Below are 25559 nucleotides of genomic sequence, written 5' to 3'. Positions count from 1 at the left end.
AATAGCATAGCGCTTATATTAGAGCAAGTATTTTTTGTGCAAGTATCTTCCAAAATCCTCGTACTAAGAGAAGGCGGGCAGTCTAGCCCCGCCTCCTACCATCTTCATCTTAGTAGAATTTGTGGTGACGACGATGACAGTCATGATGGCGATGATGGCGATGATGACGTTTCCGGCAATGACATTTCTTATCAAAATCTTCATGTTTCCGATGATCACGTTCAAATTTAGGTTTAAACTTAATGACAGTCACCTTAATGATCTTCTTAAAGACACGTTTTTTTGGCTTTGGAAAATGACAATGATGCTTACGATGTTTAAACATTTAAATTCGCCTCCATTTCTTTGAGATAGAATATACTATGGAAGCAGCGAACCATCGGTAACCAGCATATGACTATTTATGAATTTGCTGGGCTAATTAATGATCTACCTCCAGCTTAATATCCGGGTCATAATCCGCCACAATTAGAACATCCATATGACGTGCTTGACGGAGAATCCTCGGCACAACCGCAGACTTCCCCCAACAGCTACTTCGGGAAGACTGCCCCACGATAAGCTGCGTTCCTGAATATCCTTCCACCGGAGCAATCAAAATGTCGGCAATCTCGCGTCGGCTGGAAACAAGCCGCATCTCAAAGGTTCCCCCCAGTCGGTGGGTCAGCAACTTTAGTTGTTCCAGACGAGGGTTCAGTCTCTCGGGTATACACTCACCGACATGAGCATACGTCACAATCCACACAGCCTTTAGCCGAAAGGCGATACGAAAACCACGGCGGATCAACCTTTCAGCATTTTCGCTTAGCGTCACGCCTACGAAGATCACTTCCTCCCTGCGCCACGGTCCCCGAAGTGATTCGTGTCGATCCCAGGATTCTAACCGCTCATCTACGTCATCTGCCAATTCCCGCAAAGCAAGTTCACGCAACGCAATCAGATTGCCCAGTTTAAAAAAGTGGCTAAGTGCCTGTTCCACCTTCGCAGGATCGTATATTTTGCCCTCACGCATACGCTGCTGCAACGATTTGGGAGCCACATCAACAAGCTGTACTTCATCGGCCAGACGCATCATATGGTCGGGAACAGTCTCTCTCACTCGTATGCCAGTAATCTGTTCTACCGCATCATTTAAGCTCTCCAGATGCTGTACATTCATTGTAGATATCACAGAAATCCCTTGTTCCAAAATGGCGAGCACATCCTCATAGCGCTTGGATCTCAGACTTCCTGGGACGTTGGTATGAGCCAGCTCATCAATTAGCACCACCTCGGGATTGCGCCTGAGAATAGCTTCGGTGTCCATTTCTTCCAAGTGTGCGCCATGACGCTCAATGGACTGACGAGGGATCATCTCCAGAGAGCCTACCTGGGCCAATGTTTCTGCTCTTCCGTGCGTTTCCAGCAATCCGATAACCACATCAATCCCGCTCTCCAGCAGATCGTTTCCCTCTCTCAGCATCGTGTATGTTTTGCCGACCCCCGGAGCAGCGCCAATGTATACCTTGAGCTTGCCTCGCAGGATTTTGGCTGCCTCAGCCTGTGCTTCCTCAACGCTCAAACGATGATACGGGTCATTCTCTTCTACCTCCTGTCTCATCGTTGGTAAAATTCGCTCACCCTCCTGCTCGGCTCGGTCCGCAATCAGCAGTAGATCCATATTTTTCATTCGTTTTAAAATCCCGTTCACCAGCGATCCTTTCATCAGCTCCTGCCACGGAGTCTGCCGAGAATGTCCCATAACAATACGGGTAACATTGTGCGTCACCGCATAATGAATCAGTTGGCGAGGCAACCTTCTGCGGGAAAAAAGCGGGATTTCTTCAAATGTTGATCCTATCTTGTCGGCCAATTGCTCAATTGAGCGCTTAAAGGCTGCTGATTCCTTGGACAGCTTGCGCTTCGAGCTGACAAAGGAGACTACTAGCATATCTCCACCCAACCGCTTGGCGACCTGTTCCCCCCTGCGTACATAAATGGACCCATTCCAATGATATTGGACAGGTACCAAAATACGCTCTGCGGCTCCTGACGCCCCGTGCAAGCCCAACTCCTCCCGGTGCCGTTCCAGCGAATCATTCACATCCTCTGCTACCAATCGCAAGGCAAGCTCACGCAATTTACCCAGATTTCCCCGGTGAAACATCTCAGGATTGGGCGTATGCATGTAGCCTTTCGCCAGCCGTTCCAAAATCATCTCCGGGGTGGCATCAATCAGACGAATTTCATCCGCCAGCTCCAGTGTATCAACCGGAACCGTATATTCCGCTTCAAAGCCTGTCAGCTGATATACCCACTCCGTAATTCCTTCGAGTTCATAAACATTGACTGTCGTAATGACGCTAATCCCCTGCTCCAGCAAATACCGAATATCCTCCAGCCGTGTTGGAAATGGGGCGTCTTTCCGGTTATGATGTGCCAAATGATCCACCAGTACCACCTCAGGATTTCGTGCCACCAAAGCTTCCACATCCAGATCCTTTTGCTCCTCACCATCTTTTATCCAATGAATACTAGGCACTCGCTCCAACGTGCCGACCTGTTCCACGGTCTCAGGCCGCTGCATGGTCGATACCGCACAAATCACAACATCGATACCTTCATGCTGCAGCGACCGTCCCTCATGCAGCATGTGATACGTTTTACCCGAGCCACTGACCGCACCCATGTATATTTTGAGTCTGCCTCGATGCAATTTGTTAATCGAATCCAGTATTTCCTCTGGTGATTTACGTTTGAAGCTCTCCACTTTCGTTCCTCCCCACAGCGTAGCCGCTCGTTCCGTCCATCTTATATGGTTGTAATGAATGTACTCCCGTGTCCCAATCAATTCAAGATGATCAATCAAGCTTGCCCCAAAAAAAGCCGCACAGGGTAGCATAAGCGCAAAAAAACGTGCATTCAGGTCTCCTATGCCTGAATGCACGCTATTTTGGGTAACTCATATGGGATCACTTCCTACAATCACTTGCTATCTTCGCCAACGATCCCCCGTTGTTGAATTAACTTTTGCCATACCACACCATGAGACGGGGAAAAGAGAAAAGCCAAAAGCAGCAACACACCCGATACACACAGCATACATGCCGCAATAGAAGCATCCAATACACTTGCTGTGTAAAAGCCTGCGACCGAGCTGATGGCTCCAAGTCCGACACTGTATACAATCATGCGGGACAACTTCTCCGTCAGCAAATAAGCGGTAAGAGGCGGTACAACGAGCATGCCAACCACCAGAATTGCGCCCACGCTCTCAAATGACGCCACCGTCGTTAGTGAGACGAGACTCATCAGCAGATAATGAAAAAAAACAACTGGAATGCCTAATGAAGCTGCCAAAGCGGGATCGAAGGAAGTAATTTTAAATTGCTTGAAAAAGCCCCCTATCACGAGCAAATTGATCAAAAACATCGCACCCGTAATCCACACAGCCCTCGGACCGACATCAAAGCCGGCTATCTCTAACGTATTCCACGGCACATAAGCAATTTCCCCATATAAAACGTGATCCATATCCAGATGGGCATTGGAAGCAAACACGCTGATCAGCAAAACACCGATAGCAAACAATGTCGTAAACACCACGCCAATGGCAGCATCACTTTGCAGACCGCTTTGTTGGAACAGCTGAATCAAATACACCGTTAGAAGACCCAGCACTGCCGCACCAAACATCATCCACACCGAATCTCTCGATCCGCTGATGAGAAAGGCAATGACAATCCCCGGTAGTACCGCATGACTGATTGCATCACCGATCATAGCCATTTTTCGGAGCACAAGAAAGCACCCAACGATACTACATCCCCCCGCCACTAACATTCCCGTCAAAATTACATAAAATGAACTCATAGGGCACGCTCCTCCCTTGGCTGTGTTCCGACTGTCAGCTCCAGATTTTTCCTGGCGTTCAACCGAACGATAGCCTTGGAGATCATCCCGCGCTGCGGCGCAAAAATCAAGCTCATTCCAAACACCACAGTCGCACACAACACACATAACGGTCCTGTAGGCAGATTTTGCCCCAGAGAGCTAATGAGCGTCCCACCAAGCCCCGCTATAGCACCAAACAAGCCTGATAAACACACCATGACACCCAGCTTCTCTGTCCAGTATCTTGCCGACACTGCCGGGGTAATCAGCAAGGCAGCCATCATTATGACTCCCACGGCCTGAATGCCAGCAACCACCGCAATGACAATCAATAGCATCAACAACTTATCCAGCCAACCTGCCGGAAAACCAAGTCCGCGCGCAAAGCCAGGATCAAAGCTGAGCAACTTAAATTCCTTGAAAAATAATATACATATTCCGATGAGTACCACTGAAATTACCGCCATCGTATAGACATCAGACAATACCATTGCCGCAGCTTGACCAAATAGAAATTTGTCCAATCCGCTTTGGTTTCCTGCGCCACTATGCTGAATTTCGGTCAACAACATAATGCCGAAGCCAAAAAATACCGATAGCACCGCTGCAATCGCCGAATCGCTTTTAATTCGCGAATACCGGGTTAACGCACTGATAGCAAAGGTCGCAACAATCCCTGCAATGGCGGCCCCAATCATAAATCCAAACACAGATTTTGTACCTGTGATTATAAATGCCACACATACTCCCGGCAAAGCCGCATGTGCCAAAGCATCTCCCATGAGCGACTGCTTGCGCAAATACATAAAACTGCCAATCACCCCGCTGCTTAAACCGAGCAAAATGCAGCCCAGCAAAATCCACTGCATGTTTGGATCGGTCAAAAGCGTTGCCAAGCTTGTCATACTGCTCACCTCACTCCAAGTATCGTGCCGGAATCCGGGCCTGTTTTGAGTATACTCAGACGCCCGCCATACGTACGCTGCAGATTTTCCTCGGTAAAAATATCTGTCGTCTCTCCAAACGCCATAAGATGCCCGTTCAACAGCATAACCTGATCAAAATAATCCGTGACTGTAGATAAATCATGATGAACGACAAGCACGGTTTTACCCTGCTGTTTCAGATCGTTGAGCAATGAAATAATGGCTTTTTCTGTTGCAGCGTCCACACCGACGAACGGTTCATCCATAAAATAAAGCTGAGCGTCCTGCGCGAGTGCTCTGGCTAAAAAAACACGTTGTTGCTGGCCGCCAGACAATTGACTAATCTGTCTGTCTGCATATTGGCTCATTCCAACTTTGTCCAAACTCTCCATTGCAGCCTGACGATCTGCTGCTCCCGGACGCTTAAACCAGCCCAATCTGCCATACCGTCCCATCAAAACCACATCCAATGCGTTCGTCGGAAAATCCCAATCCACCGACTCCCGCTGTGGTACATAGCCAACCTTAAGCAGCTGTTGCTTATAGGGCTTGCCGTAAACTAGCACCTCGCCCCTAAGCTTTGGAATCAATCCAAGCGTTGCCTTGATCAGTGTAGATTTCCCAGCCCCGTTCGGGCCGATAATACCAATCAGCTTGCCTTCCGGCACCTCAAAGGAAACATCGAACAAAACGGGCTTTTTTTGATAAGCTACCGATAAATCACGAACGACAAGTGGTGAATGCCCCATGTATCTCTGCCTCCTTATTTAAGAGCTTTAACAATCGTATTGACGTTATGCTTGACCATTCCGATATATGTTCCATTTTCTGTGCCCTCTTCACCCATGGCATCCGAATACAGCTCGCCACCAACCTCAATTGTATGACCTTGCTGAGCGGCCCCCTGAATAACCGCATCTATGGCCTTTCTCGGAACACTAGATTCTACGAATATGGCCTTGATTTTATGCTCCACCAAATAATCTCGCAGCTTGGTCACATCTTGAGAACCCGCTTCTGATTCTGTGCTCATACCTTGAAGTCCTCTCACTTGAATGTGGTAGGCATCTCCGAAATAGCCGAAAGCATCATGTGCCGTGACAAGCACGCGCTGGGCTTCCGGTATACTGGCAATCTGCTCTCTCGTGTAATCATCCAGCTCTCGCAGCTCAGTAAGATAGGCTTCTGCGTTGGCCTTATATTCCTCCGCATGAACAGCGTCTAGCGCCGACAATTCATCTCTGACGGTTTCTACTGCAGACATCCAATTCTGTACGTTAAACCAGATATGTGGATCATGCTCAGATCCCATTTCCGGGCTACCTGCACGCAACTGATCCTGTGCGATGTTTTTGGACACGGGTATGACGGGTTTTTGCTTGCTGATTTTCTCCAGAATGTCCTGCATTTTTCCTTCCAGATGCAATCCGTTATAAAAAATAACGTCGGCCTGATCCAGCTTGCGCATATCTCCCTGTGAAGCCTTGTACAAATGCGGGTCAACGCCTGACTTCATAATTCCCGTGACCTCCACATAATTACCGCCGACCTTGCCGACAATGTCAAAGATCATACCGATGGTAGCCGTAGCCTTTATTTTTTGTCCCGTCTCTCTCGCACTTCCCTGCTCCTTCTTCTTAGCATCGGTACATGCAGTCGCTAGAACCAGAGCTAGAGACAATACTCCAACTGTCGTTACCCAGCGCGGCAAAGCCTTCTTAAACTGCTTGTTCATGTTTTAAAATCCTCCTTTGAATTTCGTTTTGGGACAAACTATTTCCTTGATTCAATTATTTTTTATCAATACTATATTTTAGAGTATACACTAAAGTTTTTACCTAGGGAAACATTTTGTGAAATATAATTCTTCTTATGTATTTCGTTATACCGTTCGATTTTCGTTCTCCCAATGTGTAATATATAGAAGATATCCAATCGTTAAACCAAAGAATACATATAAAGAGGTGTAGGTCATGAAGCCAATAGGGTACAGCCCATATCGGAACAAACGTCGGCAAGTTCGGATACGAAAAATACTGCTCATTTTTATGCTGGTATGCTGTCTGCTTGCCCTAACTTCCTGTGCTCGAGGTGACATCCATGTAGATGTTCATCTCGATCAAAGTGTAGATATGGATGCGACGTTCAGCGTAAACAACCAGACACTGATGATGTTGGACAATCCCGGGGTGCTAGATCAATTAGTCAAGCGTATTCAAAGCAACAATGTAGATGTACAGCCGCTAGCTGAACAGGGAAGAAAGGGATATCAAATCAAGGGGCATTATCAAGGAGATTGGAGCACAAACAAAAAAAATCCCAGTCAGGGATTACATCTACCTGAGGGATTAGAAATAAAGCGCGCTGTGAGCCAACATTTTTTCACAACGAATATTGATCTTACCATGAAGCTCGATCTACCACGGATGCTTCCTGAAGAAGCTCAAGGACTGAGTGACAAATTTAAGCAAATGAATGTGTTTGCGCGCAAATTACTGGAGCGGCAGCTGGATCTTAACTTCAGCCTATCCTTACCCATCCAACCTGCTACCCATAATGCGGACCGTGTGTCGGAAGACGGAAAAACACTGTACTGGAACATTGCTCCATTGGAATCTAACGAGCTAAAATTGTCTGTTAACGTGCCCAATGTACGACATATCATGTATGTAGCTGTTACGAGCCTGATATTGATCGTGATCGCTGTGATCTTACTAATTCGTAGACATCGCTCCAAAAAAGAAACTTAAAAAAGAAACTAAAAAAATCGTTGTCTAATTTCTGGTGGGGGGATCAGACATTGATCCTCTTCATCCTTGCCAAACCAACGATATCGGTTACGCGCCACCCAGTTATAGACTGCGTTGCGCACAAAGCGGGGTACCAGGATGAAACCATAGGCCAGCGGGTATGGAAAACGAAGACGTTTGGCAATTCGCAAAGCCGCGGTGGACCTTGTATAATACGTACCGTCTTCAATCAGCACGAACGTATCCAGCTGATCCGCAGATAGTCCTCCTGCACGTAATAGTTCTTGTCCTGCCTCGGATTGCAGGGAACCAAAATGAAATGTTCCCTTAGGGTCACGCTTGATAATAAAGCGGACTGCTCCCTGACAAAAGTGGCATACCCCATCCACCAACACAATGGAGTGATCTGAATGAGCATGATCAGACTGGTTCATATAGCATTTCACCTCCAGGGAAATCAACGGCATGAATACCATCAACGCAACCATATGAATATAAACAAAAAAACGCCGAAATTATCCGACGCTTGTTTAGAAATGTATAGTCTTTACCTGTTCGAAAAACTAGCTCAATGCTTTCTCAAACAGCTGTTTCGTATTAATTTGCTCTAAAAACTCCTCATGGAACTTATCCATACACTTGCAGATAAAATCCTTATGGCATACCGGGCAAGGCGTCGTTAGCAGTCGACTAATATTCGTCAAGGTCCACTCCGGATGACGTTGAGAAAAAACGCGGCACTCCGTTCCATCGGCCAAACTCATTTTAAACTCATAAAGCCCTTCTTTTTCGTTGCTGCCAGCCAGCGTGAAATTAACAATATTCGGTCTGTAAGACATCATATCACCCGTATTTTTCAAATTTGTTTCGTACCTGATGACCAGAATCACCTAAGCCATCTTAATGAATTTTGGCGATGATGTCAAATGGTCGTGAATCTCAGCGAATCAAGATCTATGTGCAAAAGCCCCCGATAAATCGGCGGCCAGAGTGTAGAAGTTATAGAAATGCAGTCAAATGACATTAAGCTCGACATCAATGTTACCGCGTGTTGCTTTGGAGTACGGACAAAAATCATGCGCTTGGCGTGCCAAATCTTCGGCCAGGGCGCGTTCAATACCGGGTATTTTCACATCCAGACGTACCGCCAGCTGGAAGCCGCCATCGCTTGGATCCTTGCCGATAGATACGTGGCTAGTGACCTCAACATTGTCCACCTTCACCTTAGCCTTCCGGGCCACATTAGCCAATGCGCTCTCATAGCAGGCACCATAGCCTGCCGCAAACAATTGCTCTGGATTCGTAGCTTCTCCACCTGCGCCACCCAGTTCCTTCGGCGTGCTGAGCTTATGCTTCAAAACTCCATCGGATGAAGCGACTGAACCGTCTCTTCCACCATGTACCGTTGCTGATGCTGTGTATAATGCTTCCATGTTTTCATCTCTCCTTCACTATATCTTTTGCATTCCGCAGGAACCTATCGTCATGTTAATACATGATTTCCTTCTCGTATGTACTTTAAACGAACTACATAAAATGAATCATTTGAAATATGGATGTAAACTAGTACATTTACCGTTTAGTTCCACCCCACCATGTTTACACTATATGTTATAGGCTCCTACTTGGGCCGTCTACATTGAACAACCATCTCCACCAGTCGTTTAATTTTCGGGGACAGAATAAGGTAAGACCATTTCATAATCCTACCCATTCGATGGGGTAACCCTGTCGCACGCGAGAAAAAAATTAATAAAATATGGAACGGGCGTTCACCCGGAAGATGGACAACAATTTAAAAAATCCAAAACGACCAAGCCGCTCCCCTCAGAGCGATATAGCTTGGTTTTTCTATGGTTCAGCTTATACGATGGCCATATTGCTTCAAAAATACGATTAACTTGCTTGACCACACAAAAGTTGTACTAGACAAAAACTATTGGGAGTGTACAATAGGGATAACACAATCGTTATGTCACTAATAATATATTTTAACATCCATAAAGAAGGTGAAGCGTATGAAAAATATAAAGGGCAACTTCGCGGAAATCGCTTCACTGTCGGAAGTGAATCGTTCCTTGAGCATCCCAAAAGACGGGACCTGGTTTCGGAAGTTTCTTGCCTTTGCTGGACCCGGCTATATGGTCGCAGTCGGCTATATGGACCCCGGCAACTGGGCCACAGACATCGCTGGCGGATCGAAATTCGGCTACACGTTGCTTAGTGTCATTCTAATCTCCAACCTGATGGCCATCCTGCTGCAAGCCTTATCTGGCAAGCTTGGCATTGCCACAGGTAAAGATTTGGCTCAAATGTGCCGTGATGCCTACAGTCGTCCTGTCGCGATCGGCTTATGGCTCTTGTGCGAAATTGCCATAGCAGCCATGGATTTAGCCGAGGTCATCGGTTCAGCCATTGCGCTGAAGTTGCTGTTTGGTCTACCGTTACTATACGGAGTTATCATTACCGCATTTGATGTTATGCTCATTTTACTGCTGCAAAACAAAGGCTTTCGGGCATTGGAAACCCTCGTCATTGTACTGATGGCGACGATTGCCGGCTGTTTTGGCATTAATCTCATTTTGGCACAACCGGAATGGGGCGGCGTATTGGGTGGCTTTGTACCAGACTCGCAAATTTTGACGAATCCAAGCATGCTGTATATTGCTATCGGTATTATGGGTGCTACCGTAATGCCGCATAACCTGTATCTGCATTCTTCTATTGTACAAACTCGCAAATTTGAGCAGACTTCAGCAGGTAAACGGGAAGCTATTACATTTGCAACTTGGGATTCCAGTATAGCGCTGATGTTCGCATTATTTATTAATGCCGCCATCTTGATCGTGGCAGCTGCTGTATTCCATACGGCAGGAAGAACAGATGTAGCCGAAATTAGCGATGCCTACTATCTGCTTTCGCCCCTACTGGGAACCACACTGGCGAGCATACTATTTGGGGTAGCGTTACTCGCCTCAGGTCAAAACTCGACCGTAACAGGCACTTTAGCTGGACAAATCGTGATGGAGGGCTTCTTGAACCTTCGTCTCTCACCTTGGTTGCGTCGTTTGGTAACCCGTCTTATCGCGATCATTCCGGCAGTCATTGTCACTGCGATTGCAGGTGAAAAAGGCGCCGAAGAGCTGCTTGTACTGAGCCAAGTTATTTTATCCATCCAGCTCCCTTTTGCCATCATTCCATTATTGCTTTTTACCAGTGACAAAAAGATTATGGGTGAATTCGCGAATAAAATGTGGCAAAAGGTACTAACCTGGATCGTGACTGCTATCATCATTATCTTGAATGTAGTGCTTATTATTCAGACGATTACAGGCTGACAGACTGTTTGGAAGTAACCAGTAAAAAAAGAGGTATTCCAGGAAGCAAAATAGCCATGGAATACCTCTTTTTATCATTTATTTCCCCAATATACTTAGAATCAACTCTGCATTCTGTTCAACAAATGTAGCATCAAGCATACTTTCATGATCCCCATATCCATCACAAATGGAATACTCCCCAATTGTAGAATGCTCCCACATCCGGATATCTCCACGTATATGTTTACTTTGACTCTGAAGAGATTTAATAACATGAATATGAGCCGCAACTTGTCCGGAATTCATTAAATTATCCAGATAAGTATAGTATCTCTGTATCTTCTCTCCAACATGGAGATAAAAAAATTCTCCTTCACTTTGCAATTGTGGATATTTTTCTAACATAATGTCTACTGTCTCTTTCGCATATTTACGACTCTCTTCCGTTGTAAGCCGCTCTGAATTTATTTCTGTAATGTAGAATGAGTCCAATAAAATGAGCTGGCCAACCTTATCTCCCTGTTTTTCAAGTGCCTTTGTAATCTCAAAAGCCAAATTTCCTCCTGCTGAAATTCCCAGAAATACATAAGGCCCCTCAGGCTGAACTTCTTTTATAAGGCGGATATATTCTGCAATGAGACGGTCCTGTTCAATCCCAAGAAAATTAAAACTATACAATCGATAGGAACCCAGGAATTCAGCAAGCCTTTGATATACAACCCCTAAAGCCACTACCGGAGGGAAACAAAATATGTTCCGGTCTCTTTCTCCCTGTGGATTAAACAACATTCTTTCGTTAGAAAGGTCGCTAGTCTGCGTCTCAGATGAAGAAACTAGGGATGCCAATTCTCGAATAGTCGGTGTCACAAATATCTGTCGAATCGGAAGCTCTATTCCGTGCCCTGTAGCTAGTCTCGCCACAAATTTAATTACACTTGTCGAATCTACTCCCAGTTCAAATAAAGAATCGTCTACACTAATGGAACTATACTCCAAAATCTCTTCCCAAATTCGTACCATAATGTGCTCCATCTCCGTCACTGGAGCTTCATATTTCTTTTGAAATATGGTTTTACCCGATGGCTCTGGCAGTGCTTTCCGGTCTAATTTGCCATTAGGTGTTAAAGGAATTTGTTCAAGACGAATAAAATGTGTAGGCACCATGTAATTTGGCAATACACGACAAATACCTTCTTTAATATCCTGAATGCTCAAACTTGGTTGGGCCACAATATACGCACACAGTACTTTATTTCCTCTTGAATCAGGAGTATACAAAACCACTGCTTCCTTTACTCCAATAATTTGAAGAATTTGATTTTCAATTTCACCAAGTTCTACACGATAACCGCGAATTTTTACTTGCTGATCGTTACGTCCCAAAAATTCAATATATCCCTTTGAATTCAAAATCCCTTGGTCTCCAGTGCGATATAATATTCCAAACTTTGGATGATTTAAGAATGAGAATGCTGTTTTTTCTTCTTCATGAAGATAACCTTTGGCTAGGCCAACACCTCCAATGTACAGCTCACCTTTTACACCTATTGGACAAAGTTCCTGATCGTAATTCAATACATAATAAGTTTGGTTGGCTAGTGGCATTCCGTAAGGTATGGAGGCCCAATCTTCATGGACTTCATATACAGGATAATAAATGGACCAAATAGAAGCCTCTGTTGCTCCACCCATACTTACTACATTCGCGTGAATATATTGTCTGCGAATTTTATCCGGTAGACTGAGAGGTATCCAATCTCCACTAAGAATGGCCAAACGCAAAGAAGTGTTTTTCTTTTGTGCTTCAGACGATCGGTACATACTATCCCAGTAATAATAGCTTTCCTCTTCTTCTCCAAGCACATGGTCCAACATCAAGTCCATTATAGCTGGAACAGAGTTCCAAATTGTAATTTTATGTTCCTCCAGTGTCTTGGCGACTTCTGTAATATCACGTTGATCATCAATAAGCACTAAAGCCGCTCCAACCGCTAACGCTCCAAATAGATCATAAACCGATAAATCGAAACACATGGATGATAATCCAATAATACGGTCCTGCTCATTCACATTGAATTTACGATTTATATCCTGCACTGTGTTCGCTACCGCCCCATGTGTAACAATGACTCCTTTAGGTTTGCCTGTACTACCTGAAGTATAAATCACATAGGCAACATCATCAGGATCATGTTCGACCTGAAGAACCTCACCAGAATAAACGGCTAATTCTTTCTTAACGTAAAGATCCGGTTCTAACATTAATTTACAACCACTGTGATTTCTAATATATTCACGACGTTCCTCTGGATAATCAGGGTCAATCGGTACATAAGCCGCTCCGGCCTTCAATATACCTATAATATTCACAATGGTTTCAATACTCCGATTGGCTAATACACTAATAAATTCACCACGACATACGCCATATTCCTGTAAATAGCGAGCCACCCTATTCGAGCGCTCATTTAATTCCTGATAAGTGATATGGCTATTTTTATAAATCACTGCAGTTGCCTCTGGACAACGAACGACCTGCTGTTCAAATAAGGAATGAAGTGTAGTCCTTGGAATTTCTTCACAAGTATTATTAAAGGCTGCAGTCAGAAGATGATTTTCATGTCCCCAAGAAAAATGATTTCCTGCATCTGAACTTAAGCAAAATTCCAGCAGCATAAAGTACTGGTCAAACATCGCTTTAATGATTTCTGAATCAAAGAGTTGCTCAACATAATCCCATGTGATCGTGAGTCCACCATCTACTTCCAGGACCTGATAATCTAAAAAAACTTGGGAGGTTTGAGAAACCGCTGTTTTTACATCCCCCATATAATAAACAGAATCATCCGTACCTTTCCCTGTATCCAGTAACATGCTTGTGAATACAATGGGCATCGCTGCCTTATGAGTTTCAGCACCACGTTGACGTACTATCTCTCTGATGAATTGAATACCGTCGTAGTGTCTATGTTCGAGCGCCTCCATCAACACGTTTTGTATGGATTCAGCCTGTTCCCAAAAAGATTTCTCTCCTTCAAGCGTGAGGTCAAGCAACATAACGGATGTAAAGTCCCCAATCATCTTATATACATCTTTATGAAATGGATAACGATTAAAAATAGTACAATTGAGCGCCAATTGGGGTTGATTACTCCAGTATGACAACACTTTGGCAAATACAGTACACAGCACTGCAGTTGGTGTCACATGATTTTTTTGCGAAACTTTCTTTAGCTTTTCGTAAAGCTCTCTATTGCAGTGTTTGGTTACCCTTTTGAATCGCGGTTGTACAATTCGGCTCGGTGAGGAAATATACGGTAAAGCAGGAGGATCAGGGAAAAACTCCAGTTTATCCATCCAATATTGCCGATCCCTTTTATATATTTCCGAGGATTTGAAAGCCGTATAAGCCATCATGTAGTCTCTGAAAGTAACGTCCACTCCTTCCAATTCTAAATCAGGATCATGGTAATATTTCATAATTTCCTGATGAATGAATTGAAAGCTCGCCCCATCCGTTATTAACATGTCATAACCAATAAAAAGGTAAATCATCTCGGCAGAACATTGAAAGGCTTTATATTCAAATAGAGGCCACTGATCGGTTTTGAAAATGTAGTGAGACATGCGCTCTCTTTCCATCAGTATTCTCTGTTCCTGGGCTTCCTTGGAGAGATCCTCCATAGGGATAATCTCAATATGATATTCCGGAACATAATCTAATATTTGTTGCTGTCCGCTCGGCAAGATAATCGTTCGTAACATAACATGACGTTCAATAACTTTTTGTAGTGCTCGATTAAACCGTTCCATATCCAATGAAGTTTCCAACTCAATATATACGTGTGTCGACACTCCGCCCATTTCAAAATGATCTTCGCGTCCCATCAGATAAGCCATCTGCACATCCGTTAGCGGAAATGGTTCATACATATGCTCCGGATCAGGTGTTAACTCCGGATACACAATGGCCGCTTGTGTATCTACACCTTCCTTGATCCGTTCTGACAGCTTCGCTATGGTATAATGCTGCAGGAAGTCTCGTAGATTCAAATCGATTCCCATTTCCCTGCTTATTCTGGTTCGGATTTGTACCATCAGAATCGAATTTCCACCCAGTTCAAAGAAGTGATCATGGATTCCTACTCGTTCGACGTCCAATACCTCTTTCCATATTTCCGTCAGTTTCTGCTCTGTCTCATTACGTGCTCCTTCGTATTTCGAATCCATTTGCTGCTCCACATCCGGGATCGGCAGTTCTCTTCGATTCACCTTGCCATTAGGAGATAACGGTAGTTTATCCAATTCCATATAATGCGACGGCACCATATAACTCGGCAGTTCCCGTTGTAAATATATTCGCAGTTCTTCCGGGGTCACTTCCTCCTCATCTGGAACATAGTACGCACATAGAAATACGTGATTGCGATGATCTCTTCGTTCCATCACCACTGCATTTTGGATGAATTCATGTGCCAGCAGGCGGCCTTCAATTTCTCCCAGCTCTACCCGGTACCCCCGAATCTTGACCTGCTGATCCTTTCGTCCTTGAAATTCGATATAACCGGCTGGACGCCATACGCCATAATCTCCCGTTCGGTACAGTCGGCCCAGCTCTGGATGTTCCACAAACGATTCACGGGTTTTCTGTTCATCATTCAGGTAACCTGCTGCAAGCCCCATCCCGCCAATGTATAGTTCCCCTTGTACATCCGCCGGGCAAGGCTTTAGTTCATAATTCAGCACATACATCTGCTGGTTCGCCAGCGGCCTGCCATAAGGTATCGAGGCGGTCTGTCTATCCCATTCCTTGATTGGGTAGTAAATGGACCAAATCGAGGCTTCTGTTGCTCCCCCCAAGCTAATCACTTCTGCATGTGGGCAATGTCGCTTTATTTTCTCAGGCAGCTGTAGCGGTATCCAGTCCCCGCTGAGCAACACCTCTCGAATTCCATCATTGTGAAAGTCAGCCGTTACGCTGGCAAGCACCATTTCCATAATAGCCGGTACGGAATTCCATATGGTGATGCCCTGATGCTCTATCGTGTAGATTACATCTTCCACATCCCGCTGGTCATCAATCAGTACCAATGCCGCTCCGGCTGCCAAGGCACCGAACAGATCATATACAGACAAATCGAAACACATGGAGGACAAACCTATCATTCGGTCGCGCTCATGGACGCCGAATTTATGATTTATATCCTGAATTGTATTGGCTGCTGCCCCGTGTGTTGTGATTACGCCCTTGGGACGGCCTGTGCTGCCCGATGTATAAATCACATACGCCACATCGTCTGGATGATAATCCAGCAGAAGTGCTTTGTCAGAATATCCTGCTAGGTCGGCTGTATCATACAGCTCCGGTCCTACAGTCAGCTTACACTGACTGTGCTCGTGAATGTAGTGGCGCCGTTCTTCCGGATAGTCTGGATCCACCGGTACATAAGCTGCTCCAGCCTTCAAAATACCTATAACATTAGCGATGGTTGCAATGCTCCGGCTTGCCAATACGCTGACATAATCACCACGGCATACCCCCTGCTCTTGCAAATAGCGAGCAATCTGATTCGAACGTTTCTGCAGTTCTCCATACGTGAGGCTTTCATGCTTATATATTAACGCCACTGCTTCTGGACTACGCCCTGCCTGCTCCTCGAACAACCCGTGCAAGGTGCTATATGGTATCAGTTTCTCTGTATTATTGTAGCTCTCCATCAATTTCATTTCTTGTTCAGTAATTTTTATGCAGTTGGTATGCAGAGTTAATGTATTAATATATTGCTTGAACATTGAATGAATTACATTTTCATCAAATAGTTGCTCAACGTAGTCCCAAACAAGCTTTAACGAACCGTTATCTTCAAAAAGTTGGTGATCCAAGTAAACTTGAGATGTCTGCCCAGCACCCATTTTTATTTCTCCTAATTCATACCAGCTAACTTCACCTCTTTCTTTGGTCCCCAGCAGCATGCTTGTAAAAACAATTGGCATAACAGCACGATTACCATAATTATGGTACTTAGATATTTCTCGTATTAATTCAATTCCATCATAATGCCGATGCTCAAGTGATTCTAAAAGACGTTCTTGGATCTGTTTCGCCCTATCCCAATATCCCTTTTCAGACCTAAAATCAATTTCTATAAGAATTACGGAAGTAAAATCCCCAATCATGTCGTTCACATCTTGATGAAACGGTAGTCTATTGAAAACGGTCAAGCTCACGGCTAAATGAGGCTGATTACTCCAAAAGGCCATCACTTCTGCATAAGCAGCAAGAAGAGCCGCTGTAGGCGTGATGTTGTACTGATACGCCTGTTTTTTAATTTTCTCCCAGGTTTCTCTATCGATCTCTTGCTCTAGACGACAAAAACGAGGCTCAGTCACACCGGAGGGATCTGCTTTCAAAGGCAGCTCCGGAGCTGCAGGAAAATCGTCTAATTTATTCAGCCAATACAGTTTGTCCTGCTTATAGGTTTCCGAATTTTTAAAATCCTGCAATGCCAGAATGTAGTCCCGAAATGTACTCTGTAACTGTGATGGCATCCAATTGGGCTCATGATAGAATTTAACCAGCAGCTTACCTATCAGTTGGATACTTGCTCCATCCGTAATCAACATGTCGTAGCTGATAAACAAATAATGAATTCCTTCAGATAATTTAAAAGCTTTATATTCAAAGAGTGGCCATTGGTCTGTTGGAAATACATAATGAGACATTCGCTCTCTTTCTGACACTATCCGTTCTTGTTGCTCAGACGAACTCATATGGGTAAGGTCAGTCACTGTTATTCGATATTCCGGTACGTTCTCCAGGATAACCTGCTCTCCGGTAGGAAATACGACTGCACGCATCATGGGCTGATATTGAATGACCTGTTGTAATGCAACATTAAGTCGGTCTATATCATAGTCGGTTTTAATTTCCGTATATCCATGAGTCGATATTCCGCCCATTTCAAAATGGTCCTCACGTCCCATCAGATAGGCCATTTGCACATCCGTTAGCGGAAATGGTTCATACATATGCTCCGGATCAGGTGTTAACTCCGGATACACAATGGCCGCTTGTGTATCTACACCTTCCTTGATCCGTTCTGACAGCTTCGCTATGGTATAATGCTGCAGGAAGTCTCGTAGATTCAAATCGATTCCCATTTCCCTGCTTATTCTGGTTCGGATTTGTACCATCAGAATCGAATTTCCACCCAGTTCAAAGAAGTGATCATGGATTCCTACTCGTTCGACGTCCAATACCTCTTTCCATATTTCCGTCAGTTTCTGCTCTGTCTCATTACGTGCTCCTTCGTATTTCGAATCCATTTGCTGCTCCACATCCGGGATCGGCAGTTCTCTTCGATTCACCTTGCCATTAGGAGATAACGGTAGTTTATCCAGTTCCATATAATGCGACGGCACCATATAACTCGGCAGTTCCCGTTGTAAATATATTCGCAGTTCTTCCGGGGTCACTTCCTCCTCATCTGGAACATAGTACGCACATAGAAATACGTGATTGCGATGATCTCTTCGTTCCATCACCACTGCATTTTGGATGAATTCATGTGCCAGCAGGCGGCCTTCAATTTCTCCCAGCTCTACCCGGTACCCCCGAATCTTGACCTGCTGATCCTTTCGTCCTTGAAATTCGATATAACCGGCTGGACGCCATACGCCATAATCTCCCGTTCGGTACAGTCGGCCCAGCTCTGGATGTTCCACAAACGATTCACGGGTTTTCTGTTCATCATTCAGGTAACCTGCTGCAAGCCCCATCCCGCCAATGTATAGTTCCCCTTGTACATCCGCCGGGCAAGGCTTTAGTTCATAATTCAGCACATACATCTGCTGGTTCGCCAGCGGCCTGCCATAAGGTATCGAGGCGGTCTGTCTATCCCATTCCTTGATTGGGTAGTAAATGGACCAAATCGAGGCTTCTGTTGCTCCCCCCAAGCTAATCACTTCTGCATGTGGGCAATGTCGCTTTATTTTCTCAGGCAGCTGTAGCGGTATCCAGTCCCCGCTGAGCAACACCTCTCGAATTCCATCATTGTGAAAGTCAGCCGTTACGCTGGCAAGCACCATTTCCATAATAGCCGGTACGGAATTCCATATGGTGATGCCCTGATGCTCTATCGTGTAGATTACATCTTCCACATCCCGCTGGTCATCAATCAGTACCAATGCCGCTCCGGCTGCCAAGGCACCGAACAGATCATATACAGACAAATCGAAACACATGGAGGACAAACCTATCATTCGGTCGCGCTCATGGACGCCGAATTTATGATTTATATCCTGAATTGTATTGGCTGCTGCCCCGTGTGTTGTGATTACGCCCTTGGGACGGCCTGTGCTGCCCGATGTATAAATCACATACGCCACATCGTCTGGATGATAATCCAGCAGAAGTGCTTTGTCAGAATATCCTGCTAGGTCGGCTGTATCATACAGCTCCGGTCCTACAGTCAGCTTACACTGACTGTGCTCGTGAATGTAGTGGCGCCGTTCTTCCGGATAGTCTGGATCCACCGGTACATAAGCTGCTCCAGCCTTCAAAATACCTATAACATTAGCGATGGTTGCAATGCTCCGGCTTGCCAATACGCTGACATAATCACCACGACATACCCCCTGCTCTTGCAAATAGCGAGCAATCTGATTCGAACGTTTCTGCAGTTCTCCATACGTGAGGCTTTCATGCTTATATATTAACGCCACTGCTTCTGGACTACGCCCTGCCTGCTCCTCGAACAACCCGTGCAAGGTGCTAGGTGGAAAAGTCTTGTTCGTATTGTTGTATAATCGGATAGCTTCCTTATTCTCTATTTCAATTTTCAAATTTGAAGAATTCATTGTATTTAACAAAAGAGAATCAATGATTTGCGTAAACTGCCTGAACATACCTTCAATCATTTCTGGCGCAAACAATTCCTCTACATAATCCCAAAATACCCATAATTCATCCGATACTAATGTTGCCTGAAAATCAATATAGACCTGTGAAGTTTGCGTTATTCCCGTTTTCAAGTTTCCTAATTGTTCAAGACCAGGTGTGCGCTCTGTCTTATTTTCAGAAAGCACAGAAGTAAAAACATACGGAATTACTGCCTTTCCATGTCTAATCCCATGATGTCTCACAATATCTCTAATAAACTCAACACCCTCATAGTGACGGTGCTCCAACGCATCAATTAAGACAGACTGAACAGCTCGGGCCTTCTCCCAGAATGACATACCCGGTTTAAATGAAATACCAAGCAGAAGGTTTGATGTAAAGTCACCTACTATATGTTCTACCTGCTCATGAAAAGGATAACGATTGAAGACTGTAAGATTAATGGACAAGTTCTCTTGATTGCCCCATATGGAAAGAAGATATGAATAAATAGTCGCAAGCAGAGCGGATGGAGTCACTCCATTTTGTAAAGCCAGCTGTTTTAAAGAAACCCACTGCTGCTGATTGTATATCTTCTCTTTTCTTTGGAATTTTGGTGACTTTATTTGTTCTGGATCACAACGTAAAGGGAGAACAGGCGCTAAAGGAAAGTCTTCCACTTTATTAAGCCAGTATTTGCGATCCAGCTCATATATTTCAGATTTCTTCAAATCTAAATAAGCAAGAATATAATCGCGGAAGGTGAAGTCCAATTTGGGCAATTCGGCATTTGGATTGTGATAGAAATACATCAGATCACGACCGATAATATCCATACTTGCTGCATCAGCAATGAGCAAATCCCTGCCCATACACAATAGATACTTATCATTCTCAAGCTGGAAAGCCTTAAATTCGAACATCGGCCACTGTTCAGGAACAAACACATGGTGTGACATCCGGCTTCGCTCCAGATGAATTCGTTCCTCTTGTTCTCTTCTTGTCAGAAATCGAAGATCTTCTATAGCCATTTTATACTCAGGCACGTCTTTAAGAATAACCTGCTCGCCGCTTGGCATGATAATCGCCCTTAGCATTGGGTGTCTTTGAATGACTTTATTCAAGCATTCATTAAAACGAACCATGTCAACGTCAGTCTCCACCTCGGTATATACATGAGTGGAAACGCCGCCCATTTCAAGTTCATCATTTCGACCTAGAAAATATGCCATCTGAATATCAGTTAACGCAAAAGGAGCGTTTATTTGTTCTAAATCGGGAAGCGCTGTCGGGTATATTTTTCCACTAAGCTCTTTTGTCCCGCCTGTTACACAATGATTAATAATTTCCAAGAGATGATTTTTGAAATTTAAGGCAACTTCGGTCAGGGTATCTTCATCATACTCATGCTTATTGTATATAAAAGAAATTTTCAACTCATCTTCCATAACTGCTGCCGTTATATCAATGGAGTAACTTCGCTCTGATTGTGGATCAAGCATTTGGCCCTGAGGCATATCAGTAAGCGTAAAAACTCCCTGATCTATACTTTGAGAAAATTCACCTAAATAGTTAAAGCAAACTTCTGGATTGAGCTTCCACTTCATTAATTTTTTGTGTTCCAGAGCAGTAACATATTTTAACAGACCATATCCAATCCCTTTTTTCGGGATTTGGCGTAATGTTTGTTTTATATGTTGAACAGTATCCTGAACACAACAAGATGGCGGAAGATCAATTACTACAGGATACATCGTTGTAAACCAACCGATTGTCCGAGAAACATTAATATCAGAAACTATGTCTTCTCTCCCATGCCCCTCTAAACCGATTAGAATCTGAGTATGATGTGTCCAATCTCGGAATGCACTCCCTAATGCAGCTAACAATAAGTCATTAATTTCCGTATTGTAAGCCTGATTGGAATGACGAAGCAGATTGTCTGTGTCCTGCTTGGATAGTTGAATATTTATCGATCTTGTATCCTTGATAAAGTTGGTCGAACATGTGCGATCCTTAGGTAGAGGCTCAATATGCCGTTGATCCATATTCATCCAATATGGAATCTCATCAAGTAATATCGGACTGTTCGCATACTCCTCCAGTGCACTAGCCCAGCTCTTATATGAAGTAGTCTTATATGGTAATGAAGGCTTTTCTCCCGAACTAAGCTTTTTATAAACCTGTGTGATATCTTCCAGTAATATTCGCCAAGAAACACCATCGATTACCAGATGGTGCGCAACCATAAGGAGATAATCTCCTTCTATGGTTTGGAATAGCCCCGCTTTCAGTAGAGGACCTGTAGTTAAATCCATACTCTTTTGAATCTCTTCTGAAAAATTTGCGATACGCTCCCTTACATCTAGTTCACTTGATAGATCCATAACCTGCAACCAAGCTGGCTCTTTTATGTCCTGATTTGTTTGTACAATAGAGTCTTGCTCGCTTGCATACACCATACGCAGAGCATCATGATGATAAATAATACAATTCATCGTTTCTTGAAGGGTCCCAGGTTCAAAACCTTCTTTTCTATACAACATAAAAGACTGATTCCAATGATGACGTTGTATCCCCTGATGTTCAAAAAACCATTTTTGAATTGGCGTAAGCGGAACGATCCCCTCAACAACACTCTGATCTACAACTTTGGTTTGTATAGCTAACACTTGAGTTAATTGTGCAATCGTAGGATTCGCGAAAATATCTTTGATTCCGATATGCACATGATGACGTTGTAAACGTGACGACACTTGAATGGCTTTGATAGAATCTCCTCCGAGTGCAAAAAAATGGTCATGAATGCCCACTTTTGCTACCCCCAGTACTTCTTCCCATATCTCTGAAGTCACAGTTTCAATATGATTTCTTGGCGGTGTGTAGCTAGCAGATACCTTTACTTTGATGTCCGGTACTGGTAAATTCCTACGATCAATCTTTCCGCTTTGCGATAGAGGAAATCTATCTAACTTTATAAAATAAGACGGCACCATATAATCTGGAACCCGTTGGATAAGATATTCTTTTATAGAATTTTCATTGATAGATCGGGACTCCATAATATATGCGCATAAATATCCATTATTTTTGGCATCCATATATACTGTGACTAATGCCTGCTGTATACCTGGATATTGATGCAGAACGTTTTCTATTTCTCCAATCTCAATTCGATACCCACGGATCTTAATTTGAAAGTCTTTTCTTCCCATGTACTCAATATTCCCATCACTCTTCCATCTTGCTAAATCGCCTGTTTTGTACATTTTTTGACCTGCTCTAAATGGGTCCCTTACAAATTTCTCTTCAGTTGCTTCTGGAAGATTCACATATCCTGCTGCTACACCTGTACCCGAAATACATAATTCTCCTGCTACTCCAATTGGCTGCAATTGACCATCCTGATCTATTATATGCATTTGAATATTATCGATCGGCTTGCCGATTGGTATGGAATCCATCTCAAAATCAGAAGGACAATCAAAATAAGAATCATGTATAGTGCCTTCAGTCGGTCCATATAGATTAGAGAAAACAATGTTTCTATCTCTTCTCCATCTATCGTTAAACCGTTGAACATGCCAGCATGTCAGTGCTTCTCCACTGGTGAATACTTTTTGTATAGACGATAAACGCTGAATATGTCCCTCTCCATATTCCAAATAGTCTAAAAATGCATGTAACATGGATGGAACAAAGTGGATCACAGTTACTTTTTGTTGTTCAACTGTGCGGATTATGCTCTCAGGATCTTTTTCAGCTCCAGGCTCCAATAAACATAGGGTGGCAGCGCCCTGGAAATACCACCAGCACAATTCAAACACAGACACATCAAAAGTGTAAGATGTTTTTTGCATAATAATGTCCACTTCTGTGATCGAATACTTTCGTTGCATCCACAACATATTGTTGACAACGGACCGATGCTGAACTATAACCCCTTTTGGTTTGCCAGTAGAACCTGATGTGTACATAATGTAAGCCATATCCTCAGGTTTATTAACACAATTTAGATTGGTGTCATCCTCGTTATCAGACAAGCCTACATCCATAAGCAGGATTTCTGTTTCAAAACCTGAGAGGCATTCCTTCCACTTTGTCTTTGTTAAGACAAGGTTGGTTACGCTGTCTTGTAGCATATACCGAACCCGCTCTTTGGGATAAGCTGGATCGATAGGTATATAAGCCCCACCAGCCTTATGAATCGCCAGTATAGCTATGATCATTTCAAATGATCTTTCAACCATTATTCCAACGCTCCGGTTACTACCAACCCCCTTGCGTCGTAGTATTCTGGCTAGCTGATTGGCACATTTGTTGACCTCTTCATAACTCATATTTTGTTCACCTAAAATGAGGGCAGTTTTATTAGGATAAGCTATAACTCTATCCTCAAAGTATTCGTGTAAACATTGTTGACCAGAGAAAGCTTGGTCTGTGTTGTTGAATTCTGTTAATATACGTTCTTTTTCATCGGGTGTGAGAATTGAAATGTTTCTAACAAGTATGTGTGGATTTTCAGTGATGGCAGTAGTGACCGCACGAATATGTCCGGCAACCTTTTGCATATCCTCATGCGAATAGCAAAATGTATTATACTTTAAACATACAGAGATTTCTTCGGAGGGGATGATAATGATATTGAAATCATAGTTTGTTTGGTCCTTTAATTCAATATCATAAATTCTCAGCTCATGTGCATGCTGTCCGTCTAATAAATTGAATTCCAAAGGCACATTTTCAAAAACTACAATATGATTGATTAAATTCTCTTTTAATAGCGTAGCCGCTTGTATCTTCATCAGAGGATAATGACTGTGCTCTTGGGAGTCAATCATTTGCTTATGGATGAGTATCAACAGATCTTCAAAATCGATGTCTTGCTCAAATTTTATTCTTACTGGATTGGTATTAATAAATATTCCGATCATTTGGTCGATTCCGGAAACTGCTGCATGCCTTCCTGAAACGACTGTTCCAAAAACCACATCATTGGTATCATTATATCTTTTTAGCACAATACTCCAGATTGCTTGAATAACAGCATTCATTGTTACACGATAGGCAAGTGCCAATTCCTTAAGTTTTTTAGTCATTTCCCGATCGAAGGTAAACTTAACTTGTTCCTGCAAGTAGCCTTCCTTTTTCTGTTTGGGTTGCCATGGTAGAGCAGTGGACTGTTCAATCCCCTCTAAATATTGGTTCCAGTATAAACTTGCAGAATCTTGATCCTGATGATTAAGCCATTCGATATAATTTTGAAAAGAGTGAATTTCCCTTAGAACAGGAGATCTTTGCGCAGATAAGGCACTATATATTTCAAAAAGCTCTTGTACAATCGCGCTCAAGCTCCAACCATCTACAATAATATGATGAAAGCTTAGCAGTAAACGAAAATGTTGCAGATTCGTCTGGAATACCGCAAGCCGAACAAGCATTTCAGCAGTTACATCGAAGCCTTTCATTTTTTCCTCATCAGCATAATGAGAGATATACTCCATTTGGCAATCATGATTTTTTTCAGTTAAATCCTGAAAAACAATTTTATGTTCCAGATGGTCTACGACCATTTGAATGGGTCGCTTCGCTTTATCGACATTAAAAAGCGTACGGAAAACATCATGTCGCTGTACAAGCAATTGCATACTCTTATTCATAATATCTAGTGAGAGAGGCCCTTCCACACTGAAAAAAAGCTGAACTATAAAATTCCCCTGATTTTCTTCACGCAATGTATGATATAGAATTCCTTCTTGCATCGGTGTTAACGAATAAATCTTTTGTAAAAGTTGTTTAGACGACATGA

At 43.6% G+C, this 25559-nt stretch carries 11 protein-coding genes; 2 read left to right on the top strand and 9 right to left on the bottom strand.

All coding sequences use genetic code 11. The annotated features are described in order from the left end of the window. Window positions 1–421 precede the first annotated feature (421 nt). From NSQ57_RS06805 to NSQ57_RS06785, 5 genes are all read right to left on the bottom strand, one after another. Complete coding sequence (locus tag NSQ57_RS06805; protein ID WP_340887071.1) at window positions 422–2749, bottom strand: histidine kinase; 2328 nt, start codon at window positions 2747–2749, stop codon at window positions 422–424. 215 nt (window positions 2750–2964) lie between these two features. Then, window positions 2965–3852, bottom strand: coding sequence for a metal ABC transporter permease (locus tag NSQ57_RS06800; protein WP_069012197.1), 888 nt, complete (start codon window positions 3850–3852; stop codon window positions 2965–2967). Beyond that, window positions 3849–4778, bottom strand: a complete 930-nt coding sequence (locus NSQ57_RS06795; RefSeq protein ID WP_342425828.1) for a metal ABC transporter permease — start codon at window positions 4776–4778, stop codon at window positions 3849–3851. Before NSQ57_RS06795 ends, NSQ57_RS06800 begins: the two co-directional genes overlap by 4 nt. 5 nt (window positions 4779–4783) lie before the next feature. Next, window positions 4784–5548: a metal ABC transporter ATP-binding protein gene (locus NSQ57_RS06790; RefSeq protein WP_029516358.1), complete on the bottom strand. Its 765-nt coding sequence runs from the start codon at window positions 5546–5548 to the stop codon at window positions 4784–4786. Window positions 5549–5562: 14 nt separating this feature from the next. After that, window positions 5563–6534, bottom strand: coding sequence for a zinc ABC transporter substrate-binding protein (locus tag NSQ57_RS06785; protein WP_342425827.1), 972 nt, complete (start codon window positions 6532–6534; stop codon window positions 5563–5565). Between the two features lie 238 nt (window positions 6535–6772). On the opposite strand from NSQ57_RS06785, the gene NSQ57_RS06780 reads away from it, so the two are divergent. Further along, window positions 6773–7549: a DUF3153 domain-containing protein gene (locus NSQ57_RS06780; RefSeq protein ID WP_049816931.1), complete on the top strand. Its 777-nt coding sequence runs from the start codon at window positions 6773–6775 to the stop codon at window positions 7547–7549. An 8-nt stretch (window positions 7550–7557) separates the two neighbouring features. On the opposite strand, the gene NSQ57_RS06775 is transcribed toward NSQ57_RS06780, so the two are convergent. The 3 genes from NSQ57_RS06775 to NSQ57_RS06765 all read right to left on the bottom strand — a co-directional run bounded on the left by NSQ57_RS06775 (window position 7558) and on the right by NSQ57_RS06765 (window position 8982). Continuing rightward, window positions 7558–7983 carry a thiol-disulfide oxidoreductase DCC family protein gene (locus NSQ57_RS06775; protein ID WP_029516356.1) on the bottom strand — a complete coding sequence of 142 codons (426 nt, stop codon included), beginning with the start codon at window positions 7981–7983 and terminating at the stop codon, window positions 7558–7560. 129 nt (window positions 7984–8112) lie between these two features. Then, on the bottom strand, window positions 8113–8439 hold the full coding sequence (locus NSQ57_RS06770; RefSeq protein ID WP_013309265.1) for a hypothetical protein: 327 nt from the start codon (window positions 8437–8439) through the stop codon (window positions 8113–8115). 123 nt (window positions 8440–8562) lie between these two features. Beyond that, window positions 8563–8982, bottom strand: a complete 420-nt coding sequence (locus NSQ57_RS06765) for an organic hydroperoxide resistance protein (RefSeq protein ID WP_029516355.1) — start codon at window positions 8980–8982, stop codon at window positions 8563–8565. Window positions 8983–9567: 585 nt separating this feature from the next. Between NSQ57_RS06765 and NSQ57_RS06760 the strand changes: the two genes are divergently transcribed. Beyond that, window positions 9568–10887: an Nramp family divalent metal transporter gene (locus NSQ57_RS06760; protein WP_342425826.1), complete on the top strand. Its 1320-nt coding sequence runs from the start codon at window positions 9568–9570 to the stop codon at window positions 10885–10887. A gap of 78 nt (window positions 10888–10965) precedes the next feature. On the opposite strand, the gene NSQ57_RS06755 is transcribed toward NSQ57_RS06760, so the two are convergent. Continuing rightward, window positions 10966–25557, bottom strand: a complete 14592-nt coding sequence (locus tag NSQ57_RS06755; protein ID WP_342425825.1) for an amino acid adenylation domain-containing protein — start codon at window positions 25555–25557, stop codon at window positions 10966–10968. Window positions 25558–25559 lie beyond the last annotated feature (2 nt).

This window comes from Paenibacillus sp. FSL L8-0502 (assembly GCF_038593055.1).
GTDB classification, from domain to species: Bacteria; Bacillota; Bacilli; order Paenibacillales; family Paenibacillaceae; genus Paenibacillus; species Paenibacillus polymyxa_D.
This window is presented reverse-complemented; position numbering and strand designations above follow the sequence as displayed.

Bases quoted from the DNA above. Each gene is read 5' to 3' on its own strand.
- NSQ57_RS06800 (WP_069012197.1), bottom strand. From the start codon at position 3,852: ATGAGTTCATTTTATGTAATTTTGACGGGAATGTTAGTGGCGGGGGGA.
- NSQ57_RS06795 (WP_342425828.1), bottom strand. From the start codon at position 4,778: ATGACAAGCTTGGCAACGCTTTTGACCGATCCAAACATGCAGTGGATT.
- NSQ57_RS06790 (WP_029516358.1), bottom strand. From the start codon at position 5,548: ATGGGGCATTCACCACTTGTCGTTCGTGATTTATCGGTAGCTTATCAA.
- NSQ57_RS06785 (WP_342425827.1), bottom strand. From the start codon at position 6,534: ATGAACAAGCAGTTTAAGAAGGCTTTGCCGCGCTGGGTAACGACAGTT.
- NSQ57_RS06780 (WP_049816931.1), top strand. From the start codon at position 6,773: ATGAAGCCAATAGGGTACAGCCCATATCGGAACAAACGTCGGCAAGTT.
- NSQ57_RS06775 (WP_029516356.1), bottom strand. From the start codon at position 7,983: ATGAACCAGTCTGATCATGCTCATTCAGATCACTCCATTGTGTTGGTG.
- NSQ57_RS06765 (WP_029516355.1), bottom strand. From the start codon at position 8,982: ATGGAAGCATTATACACAGCATCAGCAACGGTACATGGTGGAAGAGAC.
- NSQ57_RS06760 (WP_342425826.1), top strand. From the start codon at position 9,568: ATGAAAAATATAAAGGGCAACTTCGCGGAAATCGCTTCACTGTCGGAA.
- NSQ57_RS06755 (WP_342425825.1), bottom strand. From the start codon at position 25,557: ATGTCGTCTAAACAACTTTTACAAAAGATTTATTCGTTAACACCGATG.